Source organism: Amphritea atlantica (genome assembly GCA_024397875.1).
GTDB lineage: Bacteria > Pseudomonadota > Gammaproteobacteria > Pseudomonadales > Balneatricaceae > Amphritea > Amphritea atlantica_B.
On record CP073344.1, the window covers coordinates 364,871 to 388,758 of the forward strand.

The 23,888-nt window shown below is 52.7% G+C and carries 23 protein-coding genes; 12 read left to right on the forward strand and 11 right to left on the reverse strand.

From position 1 onward, the window contains the following. Positions 1–14 precede the first annotated feature (14 nt). The gene (locus tag KDX31_01510) at positions 15–1,514 is read right to left on the reverse strand and encodes a leucyl aminopeptidase (protein UTW03745.1); all 1,500 of its coding nucleotides are present in this window, start codon (positions 1,512–1,514) and stop codon (positions 15–17) included. A 181-nt stretch (positions 1,515–1,695) separates the two neighbouring features. On the opposite strand from KDX31_01510, the gene lptF reads away from it, so the two are divergent. Both lptF and lptG read left to right on the forward strand, forming a co-directional pair. Then, on the forward strand, positions 1,696–2,799 hold the full coding sequence (gene lptF / locus KDX31_01515; GenBank protein ID UTW03746.1) for an LPS export ABC transporter permease LptF: 1,104 nt from the start codon (positions 1,696–1,698) through the stop codon (positions 2,797–2,799). Then, positions 2,792–3,850 (forward strand): LPS export ABC transporter permease LptG, encoded by a 1,059-nt coding sequence (gene lptG / locus KDX31_01520; GenBank protein ID UTW05255.1) that lies wholly within the window; start codon positions 2,792–2,794, stop codon positions 3,848–3,850. The genes lptF and lptG overlap by 8 nt, the downstream gene beginning before the upstream one ends. 1,445 nt (positions 3,851–5,295) lie before the next feature. On the opposite strand, the gene KDX31_01525 is transcribed toward lptG, so the two are convergent. The 3 genes from KDX31_01525 to gloA form a co-directional block, all read right to left on the reverse strand. Next, complete coding sequence (locus KDX31_01525; protein UTW03747.1) at positions 5,296–5,736, reverse strand: RDD family protein; 441 nt, start codon at positions 5,734–5,736, stop codon at positions 5,296–5,298. 177 nt (positions 5,737–5,913) lie between these two features. Continuing rightward, positions 5,914–6,720: a sel1 repeat family protein gene (locus KDX31_01530; protein UTW03748.1), complete on the reverse strand. Its 807-nt coding sequence runs from the start codon at positions 6,718–6,720 to the stop codon at positions 5,914–5,916. A gap of 237 nt (positions 6,721–6,957) precedes the next feature. Continuing rightward, the gene (gene gloA / locus KDX31_01535; protein ID UTW03749.1) at positions 6,958–7,338 is read right to left on the reverse strand and encodes a lactoylglutathione lyase; all 381 of its coding nucleotides are present in this window, start codon (positions 7,336–7,338) and stop codon (positions 6,958–6,960) included. 126 nt (positions 7,339–7,464) lie between these two features. On the opposite strand from gloA, the gene KDX31_01540 reads away from it, so the two are divergent. Together KDX31_01540 and fldB are read left to right on the forward strand one after the other, a co-directional pair. Then, positions 7,465–7,794 (forward strand): phasin family protein, encoded by a 330-nt coding sequence (locus tag KDX31_01540; GenBank protein ID UTW03750.1) that lies wholly within the window; start codon positions 7,465–7,467, stop codon positions 7,792–7,794. A gap of 32 nt (positions 7,795–7,826) precedes the next feature. Next, positions 7,827–8,345, forward strand: a complete 519-nt coding sequence (fldB, locus tag KDX31_01545; protein UTW03751.1) for a flavodoxin FldB — start codon at positions 7,827–7,829, stop codon at positions 8,343–8,345. A 31-nt stretch (positions 8,346–8,376) separates the two neighbouring features. Here the strand turns inward: fldB and nhaD are convergent, their stop codons facing one another. Continuing rightward, complete coding sequence (gene nhaD, locus KDX31_01550) at positions 8,377–9,822, reverse strand: sodium:proton antiporter NhaD (GenBank protein ID UTW03752.1); 1,446 nt, start codon at positions 9,820–9,822, stop codon at positions 8,377–8,379. Between the two features lie 208 nt (positions 9,823–10,030). Between nhaD and prfB the strand changes: the two genes are divergently transcribed. The 6 genes from prfB (at position 10,031) to KDX31_01580 (ending at position 16,014) form a co-directional block, all read left to right on the forward strand. Next, the gene (gene prfB / locus KDX31_01555) at positions 10,031–11,125 is read left to right on the forward strand and encodes a peptide chain release factor 2 (GenBank protein ID UTW03753.1); all 1,095 of its coding nucleotides are present in this window, start codon (positions 10,031–10,033) and stop codon (positions 11,123–11,125) included. A 243-nt stretch (positions 11,126–11,368) separates the two neighbouring features. Then, the gene (lysS, locus tag KDX31_01560; GenBank protein ID UTW03754.1) at positions 11,369–12,871 is read left to right on the forward strand and encodes a lysine--tRNA ligase; all 1,503 of its coding nucleotides are present in this window, start codon (positions 11,369–11,371) and stop codon (positions 12,869–12,871) included. Between the two features lie 85 nt (positions 12,872–12,956). Beyond that, positions 12,957–13,406 (forward strand): hypothetical protein, encoded by a 450-nt coding sequence (locus KDX31_01565; GenBank protein ID UTW03755.1) that lies wholly within the window; start codon positions 12,957–12,959, stop codon positions 13,404–13,406. 18 nt (positions 13,407–13,424) lie between these two features. Further along, positions 13,425–14,114, forward strand: coding sequence for a uracil-DNA glycosylase (ung, locus tag KDX31_01570; GenBank protein UTW05256.1), 690 nt, complete (start codon positions 13,425–13,427; stop codon positions 14,112–14,114). 144 nt (positions 14,115–14,258) lie between these two features. After that, positions 14,259–15,188: an IS481 family transposase gene (locus KDX31_01575; GenBank protein UTW03756.1), complete on the forward strand. Its 930-nt coding sequence runs from the start codon at positions 14,259–14,261 to the stop codon at positions 15,186–15,188. Positions 15,189–15,459: 271 nt separating this feature from the next. Next, positions 15,460–16,014 carry a hypothetical protein gene (locus KDX31_01580; GenBank protein UTW03757.1) on the forward strand — a complete coding sequence of 185 codons (555 nt, stop codon included), beginning with the start codon at positions 15,460–15,462 and terminating at the stop codon, positions 16,012–16,014. Positions 16,015–16,139: 125 nt separating this feature from the next. Here KDX31_01580 and yeiP read toward each other — a convergent pair whose 3' ends face one another. Next, entirely contained in the window at positions 16,140–16,706 is a 567-nt protein-coding gene (yeiP, locus tag KDX31_01585) for an elongation factor P-like protein YeiP (protein UTW03758.1), read from the reverse strand. A gap of 282 nt (positions 16,707–16,988) precedes the next feature. On the opposite strand from yeiP, the gene KDX31_01590 reads away from it, so the two are divergent. Beyond that, positions 16,989–17,411 carry a GFA family protein gene (locus KDX31_01590; GenBank protein ID UTW03759.1) on the forward strand — a complete coding sequence of 141 codons (423 nt, stop codon included), beginning with the start codon at positions 16,989–16,991 and terminating at the stop codon, positions 17,409–17,411. A gap of 73 nt (positions 17,412–17,484) precedes the next feature. Here KDX31_01590 and KDX31_01595 read toward each other — a convergent pair whose 3' ends face one another. The 5 genes from KDX31_01595 to rsgA all read right to left on the reverse strand — a co-directional run bounded on the left by KDX31_01595 (position 17,485) and on the right by rsgA (position 23,197). Continuing rightward, positions 17,485–18,525, reverse strand: coding sequence for a folate-binding protein YgfZ (locus KDX31_01595; protein UTW05257.1), 1,041 nt, complete (start codon positions 18,523–18,525; stop codon positions 17,485–17,487). Positions 18,526–18,613: 88 nt separating this feature from the next. Continuing rightward, entirely contained in the window at positions 18,614–19,459 is an 846-nt protein-coding gene (psd, locus tag KDX31_01600) for a phosphatidylserine decarboxylase (protein ID UTW03760.1), read from the reverse strand. Between the two features lie 118 nt (positions 19,460–19,577). Beyond that, the gene (locus tag KDX31_01605) at positions 19,578–20,390 is read right to left on the reverse strand and encodes a sulfurtransferase (GenBank protein ID UTW03761.1); all 813 of its coding nucleotides are present in this window, start codon (positions 20,388–20,390) and stop codon (positions 19,578–19,580) included. Then, complete coding sequence (locus KDX31_01610; protein ID UTW03762.1) at positions 20,387–22,159, reverse strand: HDOD domain-containing protein; 1,773 nt, start codon at positions 22,157–22,159, stop codon at positions 20,387–20,389. The genes KDX31_01605 and KDX31_01610 overlap by 4 nt, the downstream gene beginning before the upstream one ends. 15 nt (positions 22,160–22,174) lie before the next feature. Next, the gene (gene rsgA, locus KDX31_01615) at positions 22,175–23,197 is read right to left on the reverse strand and encodes a small ribosomal subunit biogenesis GTPase RsgA (protein ID UTW03763.1); all 1,023 of its coding nucleotides are present in this window, start codon (positions 23,195–23,197) and stop codon (positions 22,175–22,177) included. A gap of 97 nt (positions 23,198–23,294) precedes the next feature. Between rsgA and orn the strand changes: the two genes are divergently transcribed. Next, the gene (gene orn, locus KDX31_01620) at positions 23,295–23,837 is read left to right on the forward strand and encodes an oligoribonuclease (GenBank protein ID UTW03764.1); all 543 of its coding nucleotides are present in this window, start codon (positions 23,295–23,297) and stop codon (positions 23,835–23,837) included. Positions 23,838–23,888: the final 51 nt, after the last annotated feature.

The following is a 23,888-nucleotide window of genomic DNA, read 5'->3' on the forward strand; positions in this document are numbered from 1 at the left end:
TGTGTGATTAGGATTTACTCGTCGTCGGTCAGATCATCCACCTGCGCAATCAGGTGCTGGCACAGCAGTGGTACGCAGCGGCCGGTGGCCCCTTTGGACTTACCGTTACTGTTCCAGGCGACGCCGGCGATATCCAGGTGTGCCCAGCGATACTTCTTGGTAAAGCGTGACAGGAAGCAAGCGGCAGTGATCGTGCCGCCAGCAGGCCCGCCGATATTGCCCATATCGGCAAAGTTGCTGTCCAGCAGTTCCTGGTATTCATCCCATAACGGCAGACGCCATGCCTTGTCGGCGGCGAATTCACCCGCCGCGAGCAGATCGTCGGCCAGTAGGTCATCGTTGGATAGCAGGCCGGTTGCATGGTTGCCCAGCGCGACGATGCAGGCACCGGTCAGGGTGGCGATATCCACCACGGTTTCCGGTTCGAAACGCTCGGCATAGGTCAGCGCATCGCACAGTACCAGTCGGCCCTCGGCATCGGTATTCAGAATTTCTACCGTCTGGCCTGACATGGTGGTGACGATATCGCCTGGCTTGGAGGCATTGCCGGCAGGCATGTTCTCTGCGGCGGCGATAATGCCCACCACATTCAGATCCAGCCCCAACTGAGTGAGTGCTTCCATGGTGCCCATAACGCTGGCGGCGCCACACATATCAAACTTCATTTCATCCATCTTGGCGCCGGGCTTCAGGCTGATGCCGCCGGTATCGAAGGTGATCCCTTTACCGACCAGTACGTGAGGCTGCTGGTCAGGTTCGCCGCCTTTATATTCCATCACGATCAGTTTAGACGCCTCGGAGCTGCCTTTGCCAACCGATAGCAGGGAATGCATGCCCAGTTTTTCCATCTCATCTTCATTGAGAATGGTGGTGCTCAGATCTTCACACGCCTCAGCCAGCGCCAGCGCTTTTTCTGCCAGATAGGATGGGGTGCAGACATTGCCCGGCAGGTTGCCCAGTTCGCGGGCGGTATCAATACCGTTGGCGATAGCAGAACCGTCGCTAATGGAAAACTCACCCAGCTCGGCATCATCCTGACTCAGCAGGAAGGCGATGCTTTCCAGGCTGACCGGATCCGCTTTTTTGCTCTTGGTTGCGTCATACTGGTACAGCTCTGCGCTGGCCCATTCGGTGTTGTGGCGCAGTTGACGGTAGAGATCTTTATCGGCGCTTTCCAGTGCATCCAGCGCGATGACTGCGGTTTTGCAGCGCACGGCTTTCAGGCTGTCCATGATGCTCTTAATGATTTTCAGCTGATTGCGGTCGCTGCGCTCATCGGCTTTGCCCAGACCCACCAGTAACACCCGCTTGGCACTGATGCCCGGAATCTTGTGCAGCAGCAGGGTTTCACCCGCTTTTCCCTGAAGATCGCCAACCACTTCTTTGAGGTAGCCAGCCGATGCTTTATTGACCAGATCAGCAGAGGGGGCAAACTCGCCATCAGGGGCGACGCCGACGATCAGACAGTCAGTTTCCAGGGATTCTACTGAACCGGTAACGATTTCAAATTCCATGCTTTCTCCACACAAGACATCGTGCTTGGTTTATAAGATAATGACGCTCCGGCACAACCTGTATCTGTTGGCCGGTTTTTTTTAATTGATACCCGGATTTTATCCTAATGCCGCAGAAACAAAACCCCGTTTTCGGTATCAGAGAGAATTCTTTACCTGCAATTACACAGGATATGGCAGTTTGATTATCTTTCGCTACCTGGCCAAAGAGGTGCTGATCAGCATGGCCGCAGTTACTTTGGTGCTGCTGCTGATCATTATGAGTGGTCGTTTTATCAGTTATCTGAGTATCGCTGCGGCCGGTGAGATACCGATGGAAGCGGTATTCTACTACCTTCTGTTTCGAATGCCCGGCTTTCTTGAGCTGATTTTACCGCTGGGGCTGTTTCTGGGCATTCTGCTGGCCTACGGTCGCCTCTATCTTGAAAGTGAGATGGTGGTGCTGCAGGCAACCGGTATGAGTCAGCGCCGACTGACGGTCTATACGCTGGGGCCGGCCGTGTTCACCGCACTGCTGGTGTCGTTGATGAGTCTGTATTTGTCACCGGTGGGTGCCAATCAGACCGAGATTATGCTGCAGCAACAGCGCAATATCGGTGAGTTTGATGTGATCACCGAGGGGCGTTTCCAGACGATGCCCAGAGGTAACCGGGTTACCTATATTGAAAATCTGGATAGTCTCAGTGGCACCATGAGTGGTGTGTTTATCTCGGAGAAGATCAAGCTGGAAAACCGGGAACAGGCGGTGATGGTGGTGGCTGAGAACGGTCGCAGTTATACCAACCCGGAAACCGGGATACGCTATCTGGTGCTGGATAACGGCTATCGCTATGAGGGTAATCCCGGCGAAGCCGACTATCGTCAGATTCGCTTTCAGGAATATGGTATCCGTTTGCCTGACCAGCAACCGATACAGCAGGTAAACGAACTCTACTCTCTGCCAACAACAGCGCTGATTGATGGCAGTGCCGCCGAGCGGGCTCAGCTACACTGGCGCTTATCACTGCCGATGCTGACGCTGATTGTTGCGCTGCTGGCGGTGCCGTTGAGCAAAACCAACCCCCGTCAGGGGCGTTATGCCAAGCTGATACCTTCGATTCTGCTTTATATGGCCTATCTGATGTTGCTCACCAATGTACGTAAATATATTGAGAGTGACGGTGGCAAGGTGATACTGCTGTGGCTGGTGCATCTGTTGTTCTTCGCCCTGGCGATGGGCTTGTTATATGTTGATGGTTCCTGGAAAAAGTTGTTGGGCCGGCGGAGGGCTGATCATGCTGCTTAAGCTGGACCGCTATATCGGTAAGCAGGTTTTTCTCAGCATCATGGTGGTGATGCTGGTGGTGGTCGGTCTGGACTTTCTGTTCCAGATGATCGACGAGATGTCTGATCTGAATGAAGGTTATACGCTGATTATTGCGCTGGCCTATTCAGCCCTGAATGTGCCCGCCGCGTTCTATGAATATTTACCACTGGGGTGTCTGGTCGGGTGCCTGTTAGGCCTCGGAGCGTTGGCCAGCGGGAGTGAACTGACGGTGATGCGGGCTGCCGGGGTGTCGGTGTGGCGGCTGGTGCGGATGGTATTAAAGCCGATTATTGTACTCGCCGTTCTGGCGCTGTTTCTGGGTGAGTATATCGCGCCTTATGCCGGGGCGCTGTCTGAGAGTATCCGGGCACAGCATCTGAACCAAGGCACTATCTCGGCCCGCACCGGGGTCTGGCATCGTGAGAACGGTGAGTATATCCATATCAATGTGGTGACCCCCGACGGTGCGATACAGGGAGTGACTCGTTTTGGCCTTGCGCCCGACAGCAGTCTCTCGTATAGCAGCTATGCGACATCGGGACGTTATCAGAACGGTGTCTGGGAATTGCGGGATGTTGTTGAGACCCGTTTTCTCGACAACCAGACGCAGACGCAGCGCTATGAAACCAAAGAGTGGCAGATAGAGCTGAACCCTCAGCGTCTGAAGGTGCTGATGGTTAAACCGAAAGAGATGTCGACCAGCGAATTGTATCAATACAGTCAGTATCTCGATGATCAGGAGCTGGATAATGATCGCTATATGCAAAGTTTCTGGCGCAAAGTCTTTCAGCCTCTGGCGATTATTGGTCTGGTGCTGGTCGCCGTATCCTTTATCTTCGGCTCGCTGCGCAGCGTCTCTACCGGGCAGCGAATCATCACCGGGGTGGTGGTGGGTATGGTCTTCAAAATCAGCCAGGATATCCTCGCGCCGATGAGCAGCCTCTACAGTATTGATCCGGTGTGGGCCGCTTTGGTGCCGATCATGATCTGCATGGCGTTAGGCGGATGGTTGATTAAACGCGCAGGGTAGCTCGCAAAAAGCGCGAGAGTGGCTAGACGTCACTGCGTGACTTGCTAGTGGCTAGAGCGCTTCGCTTGCCAGAAAAAGATAAAGATAAAGCGCTTTCAGGCGCGTGGTTGTCAGCTTTATTTGTTTGCTTTTGTAGGAGCGGCTTCCAGCCGCGATCAATATCGGAGTCTTTCCATTCGCGGCTGGAAGCCGCTCCTACGTGGGAGTACCGTCGTAAAAAACGCGGGAGTGGCTAGACGTCACTGCGTGACTTGCTAGTGGTTAGAACGCTTCGCTTGCCAGAAAAAGATAAAGATTAAGCGCTTTCAGGCGCGTGGTTGTCAGCTTTTTGTTTGCTCTTGTAGGAGCGGCTTCCAGCCGCGATCAATATCAGAGTCTTTCCATTCGCGGCTGGAAGCCGCTCCTACGTGGGAGTGCCGTCGCATAAAAACGCGGGAGTGGCTAGACGTCACTGCGTGACTTGCTAGTGGCTAGAGCGCTTCGCTTGCTAGATAAAGATAAAGCGCTTTAAGGCGCGTGGTTGTCAGCTTTTTGTTTGCTTTTGTAGGAGCGGCTTCCCGCCGCGATCAGTATCGGAGTCTTTCCATTCGCGGCTGGAAGCCGCTCCTACAGGGGAGTGCCGTCGCATAAAAAGCGCGAGAGTGGCTAGACGTCACTGCGTGACTTGCTAGTGGCTAGAACGCTTCGCTTGCCAGAAAAAGATAAAGATTAAGCGCTTTCAGGGGCGTGGTTGTCAGCTTTTTGTTTGCTTTTGTAGGAGCGGCTTCCAGCCGCGATCAGTATCGGAGTCTTTCCATTCGCGGCTGGAAGCCGCTCCTACAGGGGAGTGCCTTCGCATAAAAACGCGAGAGGGGCTAGACGTTACTGCGTGACTTGCTAGTGGTTAGACGCAACTGCGTTGCTTGCTAGAAAAGGTAAAAAATAAAGCGCTTTCAGGGGCGTGGTTGTCAGCTTTTTGTATGCTCTTGTAGGAGCGGCTTCCCGCCGCGATCAGTGTCGGAGTCTTTTCATTCGCGGCTGGAAGCCGCTCCTACAGGGGAGTGCCGTCGTAAAAAACGCGGGAGTGGCTAGACGTCACTGCGTGACTTGCTAGTGGTTAGAACGCTTCGCTTGCCAGAAAAAGATAAAGATTAAGCGCTTTCAGGCGTGTGGTTGTCAGCTTTTTGTCTGCTCTTGTAGGAGCGGCTTCCCGCCGCGATCAGTATCGGAGTGTTTCCATTTGCGGCTGGAAGCCGCTCTTACGAGGCAGGTTAGTCGCAAAAGCGCGAGAGTGGCTGGACGTCACTGCGTGACTTGCTAGTGGTTAGACGCAACTGCGTTGCTTGCCAGAAAAAGATAAAGATAAAGCGCTATAGCACGGTGTGGATTTTATCTTTTTCTAGCTCCTGGCAAGCGACGAAGGAGCGTCTAGCGAGTCGCGCAGCGACGTTCTAGCTACTTTATATTCAATTCTTCGGCAGCAGAACAATCTGCGTATCTGAGAAGCTGTCGTGCCAGGTGGCTTTGTTGGCTGAGAACAGCATCCAGAAAAATCCCAGACCGAAACAGGCGAATGAGACGATGGCAGTCATAAAGCGGATCAGTGCCTGGCGCAGGCTGATATGATGGCCATCCAGGGTCTGAACCCGCAGTTTCCAAGCCTGCATTCCCAGTGTCTGCCCCAGCCGCACCCAGAAGTAGGCGAAGAAGGCGAAGGTCAGCAGAAACAGTAGTGTCTGAAACACCGGACCGCTGACCGCTTCACCATGGTTCAGTCCGACGGCGGCAAAACCGGCGCACATCCAGATGGCGACTACCAGAAAACCATCGTAGATCATCGCTGCAAAACGGCGCATCAGACTGGGCTGGCGCAGTTCACCTTCTTGTTCCGGGAAAGGTATGCTCATCTTCTTTGTTACTGTCTCTTGCTGTTGTTCACTACCGGCCAGGCTTGTCTTCTCGATAATGCAAGCCACGACCCTATAACTGCGGCAGACTATACCATCAAAATAAGCCCCGTTGTTAAGGCTGAGGTATAAAAAAAACCGAGCGCAGAGCCCGGTTTTTGTGTGCAATAGGTGACGTTACTTGAACGGCACGACAAACTTGTCTTTGTACTCGGCTGCCAGTGCTTTGGCCTGCTCTAATTCAGCATCAGAGAGTTTCATCACGATCCGGGATTGGATTGCAGTCGCGGTCTGGTTGCCAAGTTCCAGGGCGTTCTGCAGCCAGGCATATGCGATAATGTTAGTTTGCTGATCTTCTTCGGCACCATGGTTGTTGGAGTACAGAGCACCGAGGAAGAACATCGCATCCATATGGCCCTGTTCTGCCGCTTTGCGGTACCATTTTTCGGCCATTGAGAAGTCCTGCTGAACACCCGTACCGAAGTTATATGCCCGGCCCAGGTTATGCTGAGCCACGACCAGTCCCTGATCCGCGGCCAGGGAATACCAGTTGAACGCCTGTGATGCATCGCGTTTTACCCCGTAACCGAACTCATACATTTCACCGAGGCGGTTTTGGGCAATGGCATCGCCGGATTCCGCAGCCGGTTCAACGGTTTTCAGTTCAACTTTATAGCCTTTATTTTTATAGGCACGCAGACTGTTTACACACTCCAGGTGGCCCTGAGCGCTACAGCGGTTATACAGCTTTACCGCGGCTTTCTCATCGGCATCAACGCCCAGACCAAATTCGTACATCTGACCGACGAGATTCATCGCATCCAGATCGTTGTCATTGATTAGTGGCTTCAGCTCATTCATGGCCGTGGTGTAGTCCTTGGCTTCAAAGGCTTTCAGGCCTTTTGCCAGACTGGCGGCATATGCGGAGGCTGTGTTGAGAGTCAGTAGCAGCCCGGTGACGGCCAGTAGTAGTTTCTTACTCATCGAATTACGCCCGTATGGTTAAAGGTAAAAAATTGGCGCCTATTATACCGGCCAGCTTTCCGAAGTTGATAGGGACAAAACGGATCTTTTTGGCAGGCACTGTTGGCGCAGATCAGTGAAGTGCTTAATTAGCAGGGTCTAATATTGCGCGCATTCTACAGGAATCAGATTGAAAAATCATGACTTCGGCCGGGCAACATCCGCTGTCGCTGCCTGCTGGGGGCTTTTACGGCTGGTTTAATGGCTCAGCAGCTCGATCATATAGCCGTCGGGGTCACGGACAAATGCCAGTATTGTCGAACCATGCATCATCGGGCCGGGTTCCCTGACGACCTGTCCACCGAGGGATCTTATTTTTTCACAGGCGTCGTAGACATCTTCTACTTCGATAGCGATATGACCGTAGGCGTTACCCAGATCATAGCTGCTGGTATCCCAGTTATGCGTCAGTTCCAGAACGGTATTTTCGGACTCAGAGCCATAGCCGAGAAAGGCGAGGGTAAACTTGCCGTCGGGATAATCTTTGCGACGTAACAGTTTCATATTCAGTATCTCAGTATAGAATGAGATCGATTTTTGCAGATCTGTAACCCTGAGCATGGTATGCAATAGTCGCATTTTGAGGTCTCCTGTTTGTGGCCTGACAGTTGTTCATCGTAAACTATTCATCAGACAGAGCAAATTAATCTATCTGTTGTTTTGGGGTTTTTAACACTCGGCCGGGTGGCGAGCGAGGGTATTGTTATGTTTCAAGATATGTCTAAAGTACTGGGTCAGTCTATGGGTCCATTCAAAGAGTTGGTCAATATCCAGACCAGAATGCTGGAAGAACTGACGCGTCAGCAGATGGAGTGCACTAAAGCCTGTATTGACGCGACCGTCGCACAAACGCGGCAGATGCAGAACTGTACCTCTGCAGATGAGTTGATCAAGTCGCAACAGGCGTATGCGGTCGAGCTGGAGGAGACGCTTAAACAGGCCAACGAGCGGAATATGAAGGCCCTGCATGAGGCCCGTGAGTCGGTTGAGCGATTGGCGGGAGATGCTTTCGATGCATTTGCTCCAAAACGATAATGTTCCAGGCCTGATGAATTAAGTGAGATGCAATGAGTAAGGACGTGGGACTTTTTTACGGTTCAACTACCGGTAATACCGAGAGCTGTGCCGAACTGATCGCAACGCATATTGGCCCTCAGCGGGTTGATATGCATGAGCTGGCGACTGCCGGGCTGGATGGACTGGGCAGTTATAGCTATCTGATTCTGGGTATACCCACCTGGGATTATGGCGAGCTGCAGGAAGACTGGTCTGATGTCTGGGCTGAGCTGGATGAAATGGATCTGAACGGTGTCAAATGTGCGCTGTTCGGGTTGGGAGACCAGGTTGGTTATGGCGAGTGGTTCGTTGATGCCATGGGGGCCTTGCATGACAAACTGGTCAGTCGGGGCGCGTTGATGTGTGGTTACTGGCCGATCTATGGTTACAACTTCGAAGCGTCTAAAGCGCTGAATGAAAGTCAGGATTATTTTGTCGGTCTGGTGCTCGATGAGGATTGTCAGAGTGAACTCACGGCTGACAGAATCGCTGAGTGGGTGCCGCAGGTGATGGACGCGTTTGGTATCTGAGTCAGCCTGCATTTAACGCCGTTGTGCTTACTTAGATGCCATTAAGCCACAGATGGGCGGCGATACTCAGGAGATATCCCAGAGCGATTGCCCAGCTCCATTTCAGGTGAGCATAAAAAGTGTACACCCCCTGAGCCTGACCCATTAGCGCGATCCCTGCTGCAGAGCCTATGGATAGCAGCGAGCCGCCAATGCCGGTGGTCAGGGTCACCAGCAGCCATTGGTTAGTCGACATATCCGGCTGCATGGTGAGTACGGCAAACATGACCGGAATATTATCGATCAGCGATGACAGGACGCCGATCAGGCTGTTTGCCAGCGTGGGTCCCAGATGGCTGTAGACCAGATCGGACAGTAACCCCAGATAGCCCAGTGCTGCCAGTCCGCCCACCGATAACACAATGCCATAGAAAAACATCAGCGTATCCCAGGAGGAGCGTTCGACCACCTGGAAGATATGAAAGCGACGGATCACGTCGGTGTGATCGCCCTTTATCTGGCTGATATCGGTCAGGTTTTCAATATGATGGTTATGGATATGGCCGGTATCCCGGATGTGGGCTTCAAAGCGGCTGAGGTAGTAACCGTATAGTTTTAATATGCCCAGCCCGGTCATCATGCCCAGTACCGATGGCAGATGAAGAAAGCTGTGACTGGTGACCGCTAGTAAAATGGTGAGTATAAACAGCACCATAATTCGCCGTGCGCCGGGCTTCATCCGGCGTTGCTGATGGCGCCGCTCCGGCACTGGATAGCCTTTTTGGATTGCCAGTGACATGAGCAGTGCCGGCACCAGCCAGCTGACCACTGAGGGGATAAACAGATTGAAAAATCCGCTGAATTCGATTATCCCTTTCTGCCAGACCATCAGGGTGGTGATATCGCCGAATGGACTGAATGCCCCGCCGGCATTGGCGGCCACGACGACGTTGATACACCCCAGGGTAACAAATTTAACCGTGTGCTTACCCACCGCCATCACTACCGCGCCCATCAGCAGGGCGGTTGAAAGGTTATCGGCAATGGGTGAGAGGAGGAAGGCCAGTGCGCCGGTAGTCCAGTAGATCTGTATCAGGCTCAGCTTGCAGGAGACCAGCCAGGAACGCAGGGCTGCGAACACCTGCCGTTCTTCCATCGAGGTGATAAAGGACATCGCCGCCAGCAGGAAGAAAAATAGCTCAGCATATTCAAGCAGATTATGTCTGAATGCGATTGCCGCGGTCTCGCTATCCCCTTCCAGCGTATAGGCCAGACCGACTAGCAGCCAGATCAGTCCGGCAGCGACAATGACCGGTTTGGATTTGCGCAGATGAAAATATTCTTCCCCCAGTACAAACAGGTAACTGATCAGAAAAATAGCGACGCAGGTGATGCCGATAAACGTATCGGTATGGGAGTTGACCGTTCCTTCTGCGGCCATCAAAGGTGCCGGAAGTAACGAGAAAAACGTGCAGGAGAGGATCAGCAGGCGATGCATTTTGTTGTTGGTTATCCACAGTTCCCTTTGTCAGATCCAATTCTTGCTGATAAAGGGGGGCAAAGTCGAGTTTTTTCAGTCCTTTGGATACACAGCTGCCGGGGAATCGGGTAAAATGTGCTGCTTTTTTACCCGGCCAGTTCAGCCAGTCCCGGTGCCAATCAGATAGAACGCTGCCAGCGCAGATAGAGAGAGTAAAGCGATTACGATGGAAATCAATCCGATCATCAACAGCCTGAAAGATATAACCGAGCGTACCGAGGTGTTACGTGGCTATCTGGAATACCCTGAGAAGCAGGAACGTCTGGAAGAGGTCAATCGGGAACTGGAAGATTCTGCTGTCTGGAGTGAGCCCGAGCGGGCGCAGGCGCTGGGTAAAGAGCGTGCCATGCTGGAAGGTGTGGTACAGACTATCGATGATCTGACCGCCGGTGTGACCGATGCCCGTGAGCTGCTGGAGATGGCAGTTGAAGAGGATGACGAAGATACCGTCGAGGAAGTGCGCAGCGAAGTTGCCAAGCTGGAAGAGTTGCTCAATCAGCTGGAGTTCCGCCGTATGTTCTCTGGTGAGGCGGATGGCAACAACGCCTATCTGGATATTCAGGCCGGTTCCGGTGGTACTGAAGCGCAGGACTGGGCGGAGATGATGTTGCGGATGTATCTGCGCTGGGGTGAGGACAAAGGTTTCAAAACCGAGCTGCTGGAATGTTCAGCCGGTGATGTCGCGGGTATTAAGTCTGCCACGATTAGTTTTCAGGGGGCGTATGCCTTTGGCTGGCTGCGTACCGAGACCGGGGTTCACCGTCTGGTGCGTAAATCACCGTTCGACTCCGGTGGTCGCCGTCATACCTCGTTCTCTTCTGTCTTTGTTTCGCCGGAGATCGATGACAATGTTGAGATCGATATTAACCCTGCTGATCTGCGGGTGGATGTGTACCGCGCCTCTGGTGCGGGTGGTCAGCACGTCAACCGGACAGAATCGGCGGTGCGTATTACCCACGGGCCGTCCGGCATCGTGGTGCAGAGCCAGAGTCAGCGCTCGCAGCACCAGAACAAAGATACCTGTATGAAACAGCTGCGGGCAAAACTGTACGAGATGGAGATGCTGAAACGCTCCGAGGCCGCGCAGGAACAGGAAGACAACAAAGCTGATATCGGCTGGGGCAGTCAGATCCGCTCCTACGTACTGGATGATCAGCGGATTAAAGATCTGCGTACCGGCGTGCAGAGTAGTAACTGCGATAAGGTGCTGGACGGCGATCTGGATCTGTTTATTGAGGCAAGCCTGAAGGCTGGCCTTTAAGTTTTAAACACTGCGAAAGCTATTGCACTTGTGCTGACGGCGTTAAAAACTCGCTCAACAAGCTTACCTACAGTCGTAGGTTCCGCTGTTTCGCCAGTTTTTGCCTTGTCAGTCCTGCGCTCATAACGCTTTCACAGCGTTTACGCTACTGCGATCGTAGCTAAAAGAATTTGAACACATGAAGAAATTGCTACTTAGCGATTTCTGGAATTAAAGAGTTAACCATTAAAGGTTCCACATACCATGTCTGATAACATTCAGCAGCAAGATGAAAACCGCCACATTGCGGAGCGTCGTGAAAAACTCAACGCGCTGCGTGAAGCGGGTAACGCTTTTCCAAATAAATTCCGCCGTGACAGTTATGCTCAGGATCTGCAGGACCAGTATGGCGATAAAACCAAGGAAGCGTTAGCTGAAGCACAGATTACCGTTAGCATTGCCGGACGTGTGATGCTGAATCGGGGCGCTTTTGGTGTTATCCAGGATATGTCTGGCCGGATTCAGTTTTATGTCAATAAAGAGGCGCGTCCCTTTGCTAAGTCGCTGGATCTGGGCGATATCATCGGCGTAACCGGTATACTGCATAAGTCTGGCAAGGGCGATCTGTATGTTGATCTGGGTGAGTATGAACTGCTGACCAAGAACCTGCGGCCACTGCCGGACAAGCATAAAGGCTTGCAGGATACCGAGATCCGTTACCGTCAACGCTACGTGGATCTGATTACTAATGAGCATTCCCGTAAAGTGTTCGAAACCCGCTCTAAGATCGTTGCCGGTATTCGCAACTACCTGACTGAAAAACGCTTTATTGAAGCTGAAACACCGATGCTGCAGGTGATTCCGGGTGGTGCGAGTGCCCGTCCGTTCATCACTCATCACAATGCGCTGGATCGCGATATGTACCTGCGGATCGCGCCGGAGCTGTACCTGAAACGTCTGGTTGTTGGTGGTTTTGAGCGGGTATTCGAGATCAACCGTAACTTCCGTAACGAAGGACTCTCGACCCGTCATAATCCTGAGTTCACCATGATCGAGTTTTATCAGGCCTACGCCGATTACAACGATCTGATGGATCTGACTGAGGATATGCTGCGCACCGTGGCGCAGAATGTGCTGGGTACGACGACGATCGTTAACACCGTGCGTAACGAGGACGGTGAGGTTCTGGAAACCTTTGAATACGATCTTGAGAAGCCGTTTACCCGCCTCAGCGTATTCGATTCTATCCTGCACTATAACGCGGATATCACCGCTGAAGCGCTGGCCGATGACCATGCTGCCCGTCAGATCGCTGAACGCATGGATATCGATGTGAAAGACAGCTGGGGTCTGGGCAAGGTGCAGATTGAGATCTTCGAGAAGACCGTTGAACACCGCCTGCAGCAGCCAACCTTTATTACGGAGTATCCAACTGAGGTGTCGCCGCTGGCGCGTCGCAGTGATGCTAACCCGTTTGTGACCGATCGTTTTGAGTTCTTTGTCGCCGGGCGTGAACTGGCGAATGGTTTCTCCGAGTTGAATGACTCTGAAGACCAGGCTGAGCGTTTCCAGGCGCAGGTCGCGGAAAAGGATGCCGGTGATGATGAAGCGATGCACTACGATGCCGATTACATCAATGCACTGGAATATGGACTGCCACCGACCGCCGGTGAAGGTATCGGTATTGACCGGCTGGTGATGCTGTTCACCGATTCCGCCTCGATCCGTGACGTGATTCTGTTTCCGGCGATGCGTCCCCGGGGATAAGTGGTTACAGTATAAGGGCTGCCATCTGGCAGCCTTTTTTATTTCAGGCTTATTTTTACTATCAATCTGAGCTGGGATCGTCCCTATGAGCTGGTTAATACCCCAACAGAAACGGCCGCTGCCCGGTAAGCGCTGGATCAGCATTATTCTGCGCTCGCTGCACCTGGTGGGTATTGCCGGGCTGGCCGGTGCCTACCTGTTCAGTCAGCCGCAGTCGGTGTGGTTTCCCTATCTGGTTGTTGGTGTTGGCAGTGGTGTCCTGATGGTGGCCAAAGAGCTCTATGTAGATTCGATCTGGCTGTATCAGTTGCGGGGTCAGTTGGTGCTGTTTAAGCTGGCGTTGCTGGCCGCCGGACTCTACTGGTTTGCGCAGCCTCAGGCCTGGATCTATATTCTGGTGATTCTGATTTCCGGAGTGATCTCCCATGCCCCGGGTAATGTGCGTTATTACTCTTTTATCTATGGCAAAACCCTGACCCGTGAAGTTTGGCAGGGGCAGAAGGATGCGAAGATTCGCGACTGTGGAGATAACTGAATGAATGAAACCTGTGTGATGACTCTGGATAGGGCTCCGAGCTGGCAACACTGGTTAAACGCTGAGTTTGATGCCCCTTATATGCAGCAGCTGAAACAGTTTCTGCAGCATGAAAAGGCGGCCCGAAAGACGATTTATCCCCCCTCAGATCACTGGTTTCATGCGCTGGAAGCAACACCACTTGACCAGGTTAAAGTCGTGATCATCGGTCAGGACCCTTACCATCAGCCGGATCAGGCCCACGGCCTCTGTTTTTCGGTACGTCCCGGAATCAAAACGCCTCCCTCTCTGGTGAATATCTATAAAGAGCTGCAGAGTGACCTGGGGGTAACTCCGGTGAATCACGGTTATCTCGAAAGCTGGGCAAGGCAGGGGGTATTGCTGCTCAATGCTGTACTTACCGTAGAAGATTCTCAGGCTGCTTCCCATCAGGGAAAGGGCTGGGAGCAGTTTACCGACCGGGTCATCGCAACCGTGAATGAGCAGTGCGAGCACGTTGTATTCCTGCTGTGGGGCAGTTATGCCCAGAAGAAAGGTTCGGTGATCGATTCTCAGCGCCATCTGGTGCTGAAATCTGCTCACCCTTCGCCACTGGCGGCTTATCGGGGCTTTTTTGGCTGCCAGCATTTTAGTCAGGCGAATGACTATCTCTCGGCGAATGGGCGTAATCCGGTTGATTGGCAGCTTCCGGAGGAGGTAAGTCGCTAGACGCGACTTCGTCGCTTGCTAGAACGGCGCTGCGCGCCTGCTAGTGGCTAGATGTGAAATTCAGAGAGGTTGTTCACAACTCGGTTGTATTGGAAGCTGTTGGTTGCGAAATCAATAGCCCTTTAAACAGAGGAGTGAACAACCATGCACAAGAATGCAAAATCTAGCCTCCATAGTCGAGTTTTAATTGTCAAAAAACATCTTGAAGAAGATGTGTCTGTCTCCGAACTGGCTGGCTTTTTCGAGGTATCTAAAAGCCTAATCTATCGCTGGATCAGGCGCTATCATCAAGAAGGTCTCAATGGACTTCGAGATCGCAAAAGTCGACCTAAACGCATCGCATCGCGAACGCTTTATTGGCAAGAGCAAGCGATAAAAGCGCTGGCCCTGGGTGGCTGGTCACAAACAGATATTGCTGCCACACTCAAGATGCCGCTGTCGACTGTCTGTGTTGTTGCCCATCGCATGTGTGGTCACCTGCTGAAAAAGACAGAGCCAGTCCGTCGTTATGAATACGATGAGCCAGGAGGGCTAATTCACTTCGATATCAAGCGTGTCGCACGTTTCAGTCAGCCAGGCCACCGCAAGACAGGCGTCCGTAAAGTGATGACCAAAGGTGCTGGCTGGGAATACGTGCATATCTGTATCGATGATTATACTCGATGGAGCCATGCAGAAGTTCACCCAAGGCAATCTGCTAAGGATGCTGTCAGGTTCTTTGAAAACACCCTCAAAATACTGAAAGCAATGGACGTGAAGGTAAAACGGGTGCTGACGGATAATGGTAAGTGCTACACCAGCAGAGCCTTTAGAAATGCCGTCAAAACGATCGGTGCACGCCCCATGAATACGCGCCCCTATCGCCCTCAGACAAACGGTAAAGCGGAACGTTTTATACAGACGCTGATTCGGGAGTGGTCTTACGGTAAACTGTATAACAATTCTGCTCAGCGAAATGCGAAACTATCCTGTTATCTGAAGTGGTATAACCTTGTCAGACCACATGGTAGTTTAAACAAGCAACCACCTATAAGCCGGTTACTTGTGAACAACGTATCTGAAATCTACAGCTAGAAAGATCAGGAGCTTTCAGGAGCTTGGCTGTAGGAGCGGCTTCCAGCCGCGAATGGAAGTACTTCAACATTGATCGCGGCTGGAAGCCGCTCCTAGGGGCAGGACCGTCGCAAAAAAAACGCGAGAGCCGCTGGAAAGATCAGGCGCTTAAAAAACGGATACAGTAAGCTGCTGATTGTGTTACGCTTTTTCTAACGACTAGCAAGCGGCGTAGCCGCGTCTAGCAAGGAAAGCGTAGCTTTCCGGTCTGTCGACTGCAAGGAGACTCCCTATGCCTGAAACCGTGCGCTTGAAAGTATTCCATCTGGACAGTGAAGCACAGGCCTGTCTTGCTCAGCTGTTTGAGCTGCGCCTCGATGAGATCTGGGCGGGGGGATTGCATACCTGTCTGGGGCAGGATATGAACCGCGCCTGCTGGCTGCGGTTCCGGCTGGATGATGAACACTGGATCGAGGTCAGTGTTGTACGGCATCCGTTTAAGGATGGTTTTACCGTTGGCTGTCTGGCGGTCAACGAGGTGGAAGCGGTTGTGCCCCGTCCGGATCAGTGCAGCTGGATTAGTCTGCCGCTGGCAGCCAGGCTGGTGTCGATTGATATCTATGAGCAGCGGGAACTGATCGATATTGTTGCCTCCGATCTGGAAATTCCCTCTGAATCGCTCAATTATGACTCACTGTTAGTGCTTCATCTGGATAATGGTTCGGCCATTATGCTGGGGATGGAGCAGGACTTTGTCGATGGCGAGCTGGTGATATTGCAGACGGATCAGCCTGAAGAGCAGGTCGGGCCCGGACTTCGACTCCGGCGTAAACTGGAAAGTCACTAGTACTTGTAGGTAGCCAGAGCGTCGCTTCGCGACGTGCTGATTGTCAGACGCGGCAGAGCCATTTGCGAGGAAAACGACAAAAAAACCGCCTGAATCGGCGGTTTTTTTAATGGCTCATGTTGCGATCATGCACGGCCGGTAAATTTACGCTCTTCGACGTTGACTTTGATCCGGTCGCCGCTGGAGATATGTTCCGGCACCTGAACAACCAGGCCGGTTGATAGCTTGGCAGGCTTGGTCCGGGCGGTTGCAGAGCCTCCCTTGATAGAGGGGTCCGTTTCGATGATCTCAAGTTCTACAACACCTGGCAGGTCCAGCGCTACCGGGACATCATTAACAACGACCACGTGCATACCCTGCAGGTCTTCGGTGATAAACATCAGCTCATCTTCGATAGCGTCTTTGTTCATGCTGTAGGATGTGTAATCTTCGCTGTCCATAAAGACATACTCATCGCCATCAGCGTATGAGAATGTCACTGCACGGCGGGTCAGGTCAGCCAGTGTCAGCATATCGGAATCCTTAAAGGTTTCATCGATCTTGTGATTGGTTGACACATTGTACATGCGCATACGATAGAGGCTGCCACCAGCACGTCCCTGAGGGACTGAGCGCTCGATATCGCGAATAATGTAGGCTTCGCCATTAATGTCGATTGCTGCGTTTCTTTTTATTTCACTAGCTTTTGGCATGGTACGGGTTCCAGAATGAAAATGTATGGGTAGTATAATCAGGTCCATCGCCGGAAAAAATGGGGCGGTAGCAATTAAGTAGATAAAGATGACTTTAGTTGAGCAACTATAGCGCTATCCGGCCGGTTTAACTATTTGTGGCGGCATCGTGATGCAGAAACTTACTTCTGTGAAGCTAGTCGGTGTTGTACCGTCCAGTGAAGGTTGCTCAATAGCGAACCATAACCGCCTTACTGCTCAGCTGCTAAGTGATTTGATTATAGCGCCAGAGAGGTAACGAAGATGAGCGATCAAATAACAACTCAGGGGAGCTGCTTGTGCGGCGCGGTGACGCTGCGAACCGGATCTATGTCCGCTTCGGTGGGGGCCTGTCACTGTAGTATGTGCAGAACCTGGGGCGGTGGTCCGTTGTTGTCCGTTGACTGTGCCACTGATCTGCAGATTACCGGTGCGGAGCATATTACCCGCTTTCAGTCATCCGACTGGGCCGAGCGTGGCTTTTGCCGTCAGTGCGGCAGTCATCTGTTTTACCACCTGAAGCAGAACGATCAGTATATTGTTCCGGTGGGATTCTTTGAGGTATCGTCCGGCATGAGCCTTGATCATCAGATTTTTATCGATGAGAAGCCGGAATATTATGCTTTCGCCAATGTGACCAACAACCTCACCGGTGCGGAAGTCTTTGCGAAATACGCCGGGGATTAACCAGCGACCGGCCAGGCAAGGCGCCGCTAAGGCGCTTTGGCTGTCTGTAAGGGGCTGTGTCAGGGGCTCTGTGTCAGAGTCGCTGTGGCCGCTCAAATAGTTCCGGGTCCAGTTCATAGGGCAGATCCAGGCGTACCAGTGGCTGATCGTTGTCGTCCAGCGTCAGTATCGCACTGTCATCATCAAAACTGGTTTTAAGCAGTACCGCCAGCAGTTCCCCCCCATTTTCTGAGTCCATCGCTGCGCTGACAACCGTGCCGACGCCTGCCCGGTCTGCTGTATTGATCGCAGTGCCGGGAACGGGGGGCTTCGCCGCGGTAAATGCCAGCCGGTACATCGGCCGGTTGAGCTTACCCCGGTGTTGCAGGCGGGTCACGACTTCCTGGCCGGTATAGCAGCCCTTGGTGAAACTGACTCCGTCGAAGCTTTGCAGGTTGGTCATCTGCGGAATAAAGGTTTCGAGGGTTTCTTGCTGCAGTGAGGGGAGACCGCTACGGATCTCTTGCAGTTTCCAGCTGTTTGTATCGGCCAGTGATGCTGTTGTTAGCAGTGTCTTTAACAGCGGTTCTGCCTGTTGTACAGGTAGCCACAGCTCAAACCGGTCGCCGGGGACCCGGATCAGTACGCCCTCATGGCCAGCGCTGCATTCACCGGTTTCTGCCGGGATATTGAAGCCCTGAGCCGATAGTAAAGTGGCGGCCTGCTCGCCGCAGAACCCTAGTCCGATGATCTCTTCTGAACGGTCATGGCTCTCAGCCTTTGAGAAGATCATGTATTTTTTAAGGTTGGCCATCGCCGTGGCGAGAATCGGCCGTTCAGTGCGCAGCCAGAAGTCGCTTTCGACCGGCATGATGCGACTCAGGCTGACCATTGCCCCCTTAATGTTGCAGTGTGAACCCAACAGGCTTTTTCCTGCACTGACGAGTTGCACATCACAGGAGAGTTGTCCTTGCAGAAACTTCTCTGCATCAGGCCCGGTTACATCGAACAGGCCCAGATGGGTCAGCGGGGTAATCGTTGCAGGCGTATGGGTAACGGCAGCAGAAACCTGGCAATTACCCGACTCATCAACCTGAACACCCAGTGTATTAAGTGTATCTAACCAGCTCATAATAAAACCTGAAATCAAAAGTATGTAAGTACCTACTAATCAGTAGATCCCTGAGTTTTATGCTTTGTCTAGCTACTAGCCAGCGCCTCGTTCACGAGTCGCTGATAGCCTGCCCAAGGCGAACCGTGTCATCAGCCTTCAGGGATTCCGACCACTCGATCGCCTCTTTACCAAACAGCAGCACAACCGTGGAACCCAGTTTAAAGCGACCCATCTCTTCGCCCTGTTGCAGTATAACCGGCTCTGTCGGTTTGCGGTGATCCGTGCGCCAGCTGTTTTTCTGCGGTGGGGCTACCTGCCCCCCCCAGACTGTTTCAATACCGGCCACAATCATCGCGCCCACCAGTATCATCGCCATCGGCCCCAGTTCTGTATCAAATATTGCCACCAGACGCTCATTACGGGCGAACAGGTTATCGACGCCTTTGGCGGTGGTCTGATTAACCGAATAGAGATCGCCCGGCACGTAGATGCTTTCCCGCAGGGTGCCGGTGACCGGCATATGCACCCGGTGATAATCGCTGGGTGAAAGATAGATGGTGGCGAAACGGCCGTGGAGAAACAGCTCCGCCAGATCGGCGTGGCCACCTAGCAGTGTACTGAGTCCGTAACCACGGCCTTTTGCCTGCAGGATGCGGCCATAATCGATAGCGCCAATCTGACTGATCGAGCCGTCGGCAGGTGACACGACCGCAGCAGTATCGAGTGGACGCATGCCCGGTTTGAGTGCGCGGGTAAAAAAGGCGTTGAAATTTTCAAACTGATCCAGATCTTCGATCTGAGCTTCTGACATATTAACCCGGTACTGTCTGGCAAATGTCTTGATAAAGGGGCGTCTGATCCAGTTGCAGCGGCTTTCGGCCAGATAACCGACCGCCCGGGACAGCAGGTGTTGAGGCAACAGGTGTTGCAGCAGAATAAACAGGGAGTCTTTCACAGTCAGGTATCCGAAAAAAGTATGTATAAAAAGCTCTTATAACAAAAATTTTGAAAAAAGTTGTTTAGTCATATAGCCCGACAGAATAGCCCCGACAGATCGGGTCATTCAATAAGGCTCAGGATTCAATCGGTGTATCGTTCCGGTTGCCCCATTCAAACCAGGAGCCATCGTAGCAGCGTACCTTGTCGAACCCAAGGTGTTTTGTGAACAGATAGCTCAGGCCTGAGCGGCGGTGGGTCTGGCAGTGAGTGATCACTGTTTTATCCGGGGTCACCCCGAGCTCGGCCAGTTCTGCCATTATCTCTTCAGCCGGACGCAGTTGCGGGTTTTCCGGGGAGACCAGTGCACGGGTCCACTCATAATTAACCGCACCGGGAATATGTCCCCCCCGTTTCGCATTAATAACCTTTTCGCCAGAATACTCTGCCGCAGAGCGGACATCGAGAACGATGTGGCTGGCATCGGCAATATGAGCCTCAATGTAGGCAATATCTGCCAGATAACCGGGTTTGAGTGTCACCGGGTAAGCGCTGGCGTCGGCCTGATTGACCGTGGTTTCAAGTATTTGCCCGGCACTGGTCCAGGCCGGCAGGTGCCCGTTAAGGAAAGAGCAGTGCTGATGACCAATGCTGTGTAGTGTCCAGATCATACGCCCGGCCCAGGGGCCCATCTGGTCATCATAGACCACAATATGTCTGTCCGGTGTCAGACCGATGTCACTCAGCAGGGCACTTATCTGCGCCGGTTCTGGCATTTTGTTTGGCACACTGCCATGACCGCACAACAGTCTTGCCGGGTCGGCATGAATAGCGCCGGGGATATGGCCTTTGAGGTAGTTTTCTGCTGAAGAGAGATCAACAATCAACAGATCATTATTTGGCAGTGCATTTGCCAGTTGGGTGGCAGAGATAACCAGTGGCAGATTCATTTTTTGGCTCCGGCGCGTAATTTATAGACATGATCCAGACAGCGTCCGGCGGTATTACACAGGTCTTTGAATTTTTTATGGTGAAAGCTCTGTATCCCTTCGGGCTCGCCATCCCGGTCGGCATAGATAATGACCACCGATCGATTAGAGGCAATCAGTGACATCAACAGGTAGTCCTGGTCACTGATATGGCGGCTGAACGTGGCTGGCAGCATCATACTGATTTGCTGACGATTAATCTGATTGACCAGCAGGCAACCCTGTTTTTCGTTAAGCCGGCTGAACAGGTTTTTAGGGCCCAGTGTATGGATTGACTGCGGCAGGGGGTGTCCATCCTCGAAGCCCATCGCTTTGATGACTTTCAGGGTGTTACTTTTGGGTGGCAGGATAATCAGTGCCGCGTGCTTCATGCCCAGACCGTCAATCAGCCCTTTTAGCAGATCATTGAGTACCTGTGCAGCCTGGGTATAGTCATCCCCCGGCGCTTTGAATCGCTGCAGATGCTGTTGGTAGAGATCTTCGTTGAGGAAAGCCTCATCGGGCTCTGCGAGTGCTGCCGGGTCTTTACCCGGTGGTTGGTTTTCAGCGGCAGCGACCTCACTGTTTTGTTCCTCTGCCGGTTGTTCTGTGGCTGAAGTATTATCAGACGCTGTTTTTTCAGTGTTAACGGGCGCGCCTGAGTTATCGCCTTCTGATGTGTTGCAGGTGCTTTTATTGCCAGCCTGCGGTGCCGGTTTGTCGAGGGGTAAACCAAACAGTTTTCTGTCAGTCGCCGTGAGCCTGTAGGTGGGCGACAGATCTGCGTCCAGCATCAGCATTTCAGCGGCGGGGGAGAGCGTTCCGGGCACATGATAGCTGCGTGAAGCTAACACGCAGTTCTTGTGCAGGAAAGCGAAGGTATGGTTCAGCTCGGCCCGCAGGTAATCATTTATTATATCGATCAGGTGGAGTGTTGCTTCTTTGCCCCAGCCATAGTTTGCTGCCAGCGCCAGCCAGTTGCCCAGTTTAACCGGGAAAAACTTTTGCTGAGTCAGATGGTTTAGCTGACGTAGCTGATCGCCATCCAGACGGGGATCGCTGAGCGCACGCTGGTGTAACTGGAGAATCAACTGTCGGTTCAGGGGGGTGCTGTTTTCCAGCGTTACTCTGGCCAGTGAAGAAACCGGCCAGCGGCTCAGCAGTCGTTTGGATATGCCGTCGATGGTGCAGCCCAGCACCCGGGTTTCCGCCAGTTCAGGCGGGACATTTTTTTCCCGGATCATAATCTGAATCTTGCTCATCTGCTGTGGCGCAAAATACCACAGCATCCAGTGACCGATATTGTAAAACAGGGCTGCCAGATAGCTCTCTTCGGCAAACATTCCACCGCGGCACTGTTTTAACCACTGATGTACCTGAGTCGCTGCATGATGACTGTTTGCAACTGAGCGGAAGTACATTTTCTGAGCGGTACTGGCCGGATTCAGGCGGATGGTGGGCAGGCTGTTGATCAGGTGTTCCAGTTTATGCAGCCCCAGCGAGCCGATGGCGTGATCGATACTGGTGATTTCAGACTGTTTTTCATCATGCAGCCTGCCGGCAGCCAGAGCCACATGAAAGCAGAGCAGGGGGTCGCCTTTGATCAGTTTGCTCAGATGCATAACCGAACAGTTCTGTTCGCTTAGTTTACTCTGCAGCCGTTTGATAATGCTGAGCCTGACCGGTGGTTGCTGTTCGCTGAGGAATCGGTACCACTGTTCGGCATTCTGAGGGTTCTGTTGTTCGGTCATGCGTCCTAAGGCCCGTCAATCCTGGTTCAGGGAGTTCAGAATATGTTTGTAGCTGTTAACCCGCTGCTCACTGATCTTGCCCTCTTCGATTGCACCTTTGATTGCGCAGCCGGGCTCCTTTTCATGGTTACAGTCTCTGAATTTACAGTAACCGATAAAGGGGGCGAACTCCCTGAAGCCATCGAGAAGGTTGTTTTCATTGATGTGCCACAGAGCAAATTCACGGATTCCGGGGGAGTCGATAAGGTCGCCGCCTTCCGGGAAATGAAATAACCGGGCGGTCGTGGTGGTGTGGGTGCCCTTGCGGGTGGCCTCGGACAAGGCGCCCACTTTGAGGTCTATGCCCGGTAGCAGGGCGTTAATCAGAGATGATTTCCCGACTCCGGACTGACCCACAAAAACACTGATGCGGTTATTCAGTTGTTGCCGGAGGGGAGCCAGCCCCTCTTTATCCATTGATGAGACCTGCATCACCTGATAGCCGATGGAGTGGTAGAGGTTGATCATCGACTCCACCCGCTGACGATTTTCATCGTTTAGCAGGTCGGTCTTGTTGAGCAGGATGATCGGTTCGATACCACTGAGTTCGGCGGCCACCAGGTAGCGGTCAATCAGGTTGTAATGGGCCAGCGGTTCGACGGCGATGGTGATGACGATCTGGTCAATATTTGCCGCGACCGGTTTCAGTTCGCCGTGGTTGTTCGGACGTTGCAGAATGGTAGTGCGTGGCAGGGTCGCCACGACCACGCCATATTCGGCACCGGCACGCCAGATAACCCGGTCACCGGTGACCAGAGCATCCAGGTTGGTGCGCATATGGCAGCGAAAGATCTGTCCGGCCGCTTCGCCTTCCTGTGCTTCTACGTCAACCTGCCGGCCAAAGTGAGAGATGATCTGGCCGTGCTGTTCCGGTCCCAGATCGCCGCCTTCCAGTTGCTGGTCGATATCTGAATCTTTGCGGGCTGCCCGTTGGGCACGCTCGTCCTGAATCTTTTGTACGCGCCAGGTCTGGCGTCGGTTAAGCTTTCGTTTCGACATTTATCAGCTAATTCTGGTGTAGGGGTGAATTTTCACAACGTGCTAAGGTATTCTATTAAGCAATAATTTTACAGTACTGGCACTAAGGAATACTAATATGTCACGGCAGAATAACCTGATCTGGATCGATCTTGAGATGACCGGCCTGGATCCGGAGCATGACAGAATCATTGAGATCGCAACTATCGTAACAGATTCGCAGCTGAATATTCTTGCTGAAGGGCCAAATCTGGTCGTGCATCAGTCGGATAAACTGTTAGACGGTATGGATGAGTGGTGTACCAAGCAGCATGGCCAGTCCGGTCTGACTCAGAAAGTACGGGATTCGCGGATCAGTGAACGTCAGGCTGAGCTGGATACGATTAGGTTTATCAATGAGTATGTGGACCAGGGTGCTTCGCCGATCTGTGGCAACTCAATTGGCCAGGATCGCCGCTTTCTGGTGAAGTATATGCCGGAGCTGGAGGCGTGGTTCCACTACCGTAATCTGGATGTCAGTACTATCAAAGAGTTGGCCCGGCGCTGGGCGCCTGAAGTGCTGGATGGGGTCGTGAAAAAGGGCAGTCACCTGGCGATGGATGATATTAAAGACTCAATCAATGAGCTACAGCACTATCGCACCACGTTTTTTAATAGATAAACGCTGACGCTTGCGTCATGCTCTCAGTATGGTGGCGTTTTGCGTCGGAAG

What these genes read in the sequence shown, in the direction of transcription:
- KDX31_01605 (UTW03761.1), bottom strand. Translation starts at nt 20,390, where the DNA reads ATGAATCTGCCACTGGTTATCTCTGCCACCCAACTGGCAAATGCACTG.
- rsgA (UTW03763.1), bottom strand. Translation starts at nt 23,197, where the DNA reads ATGTCGAAACGAAAGCTTAACCGACGCCAGACCTGGCGCGTACAAAAG.
- lysS (UTW03754.1), top strand. Translation starts at nt 11,369, where the DNA reads ATGTCTGATAACATTCAGCAGCAAGATGAAAACCGCCACATTGCGGAG.
- KDX31_01525 (UTW03747.1), bottom strand. Translation starts at nt 5,736, where the DNA reads ATGAGCATACCTTTCCCGGAACAAGAAGGTGAACTGCGCCAGCCCAGT.
- orn (UTW03764.1), top strand. Translation starts at nt 23,295, where the DNA reads ATGTCACGGCAGAATAACCTGATCTGGATCGATCTTGAGATGACCGGC.
- ung (UTW05256.1), top strand. Translation starts at nt 13,425, where the DNA reads ATGACTCTGGATAGGGCTCCGAGCTGGCAACACTGGTTAAACGCTGAG.
- KDX31_01565 (UTW03755.1), top strand. Translation starts at nt 12,957, where the DNA reads ATGAGCTGGTTAATACCCCAACAGAAACGGCCGCTGCCCGGTAAGCGC.
- KDX31_01580 (UTW03757.1), top strand. Translation starts at nt 15,460, where the DNA reads ATGCCTGAAACCGTGCGCTTGAAAGTATTCCATCTGGACAGTGAAGCA.
- KDX31_01575 (UTW03756.1), top strand. Translation starts at nt 14,259, where the DNA reads ATGCACAAGAATGCAAAATCTAGCCTCCATAGTCGAGTTTTAATTGTC.
- KDX31_01530 (UTW03748.1), bottom strand. Translation starts at nt 6,720, where the DNA reads ATGAGTAAGAAACTACTACTGGCCGTCACCGGGCTGCTACTGACTCTC.
- KDX31_01610 (UTW03762.1), bottom strand. Translation starts at nt 22,159, where the DNA reads ATGACCGAACAACAGAACCCTCAGAATGCCGAACAGTGGTACCGATTC.
- fldB (UTW03751.1), top strand. Translation starts at nt 7,827, where the DNA reads ATGAGTAAGGACGTGGGACTTTTTTACGGTTCAACTACCGGTAATACC.
- KDX31_01590 (UTW03759.1), top strand. Translation starts at nt 16,989, where the DNA reads ATGAGCGATCAAATAACAACTCAGGGGAGCTGCTTGTGCGGCGCGGTG.
- KDX31_01510 (UTW03745.1), bottom strand. Translation starts at nt 1,514, where the DNA reads ATGGAATTTGAAATCGTTACCGGTTCAGTAGAATCCCTGGAAACTGAC.
- nhaD (UTW03752.1), bottom strand. Translation starts at nt 9,822, where the DNA reads ATGCATCGCCTGCTGATCCTCTCCTGCACGTTTTTCTCGTTACTTCCG.
- prfB (UTW03753.1), top strand. Translation starts at nt 10,031, where the DNA reads ATGGAAATCAATCCGATCATCAACAGCCTGAAAGATATAACCGAGCGT.
- KDX31_01540 (UTW03750.1), top strand. Translation starts at nt 7,465, where the DNA reads ATGTTTCAAGATATGTCTAAAGTACTGGGTCAGTCTATGGGTCCATTC.
- gloA (UTW03749.1), bottom strand. Translation starts at nt 7,338, where the DNA reads ATGCGACTATTGCATACCATGCTCAGGGTTACAGATCTGCAAAAATCG.
- yeiP (UTW03758.1), bottom strand. Translation starts at nt 16,706, where the DNA reads ATGCCAAAAGCTAGTGAAATAAAAAGAAACGCAGCAATCGACATTAAT.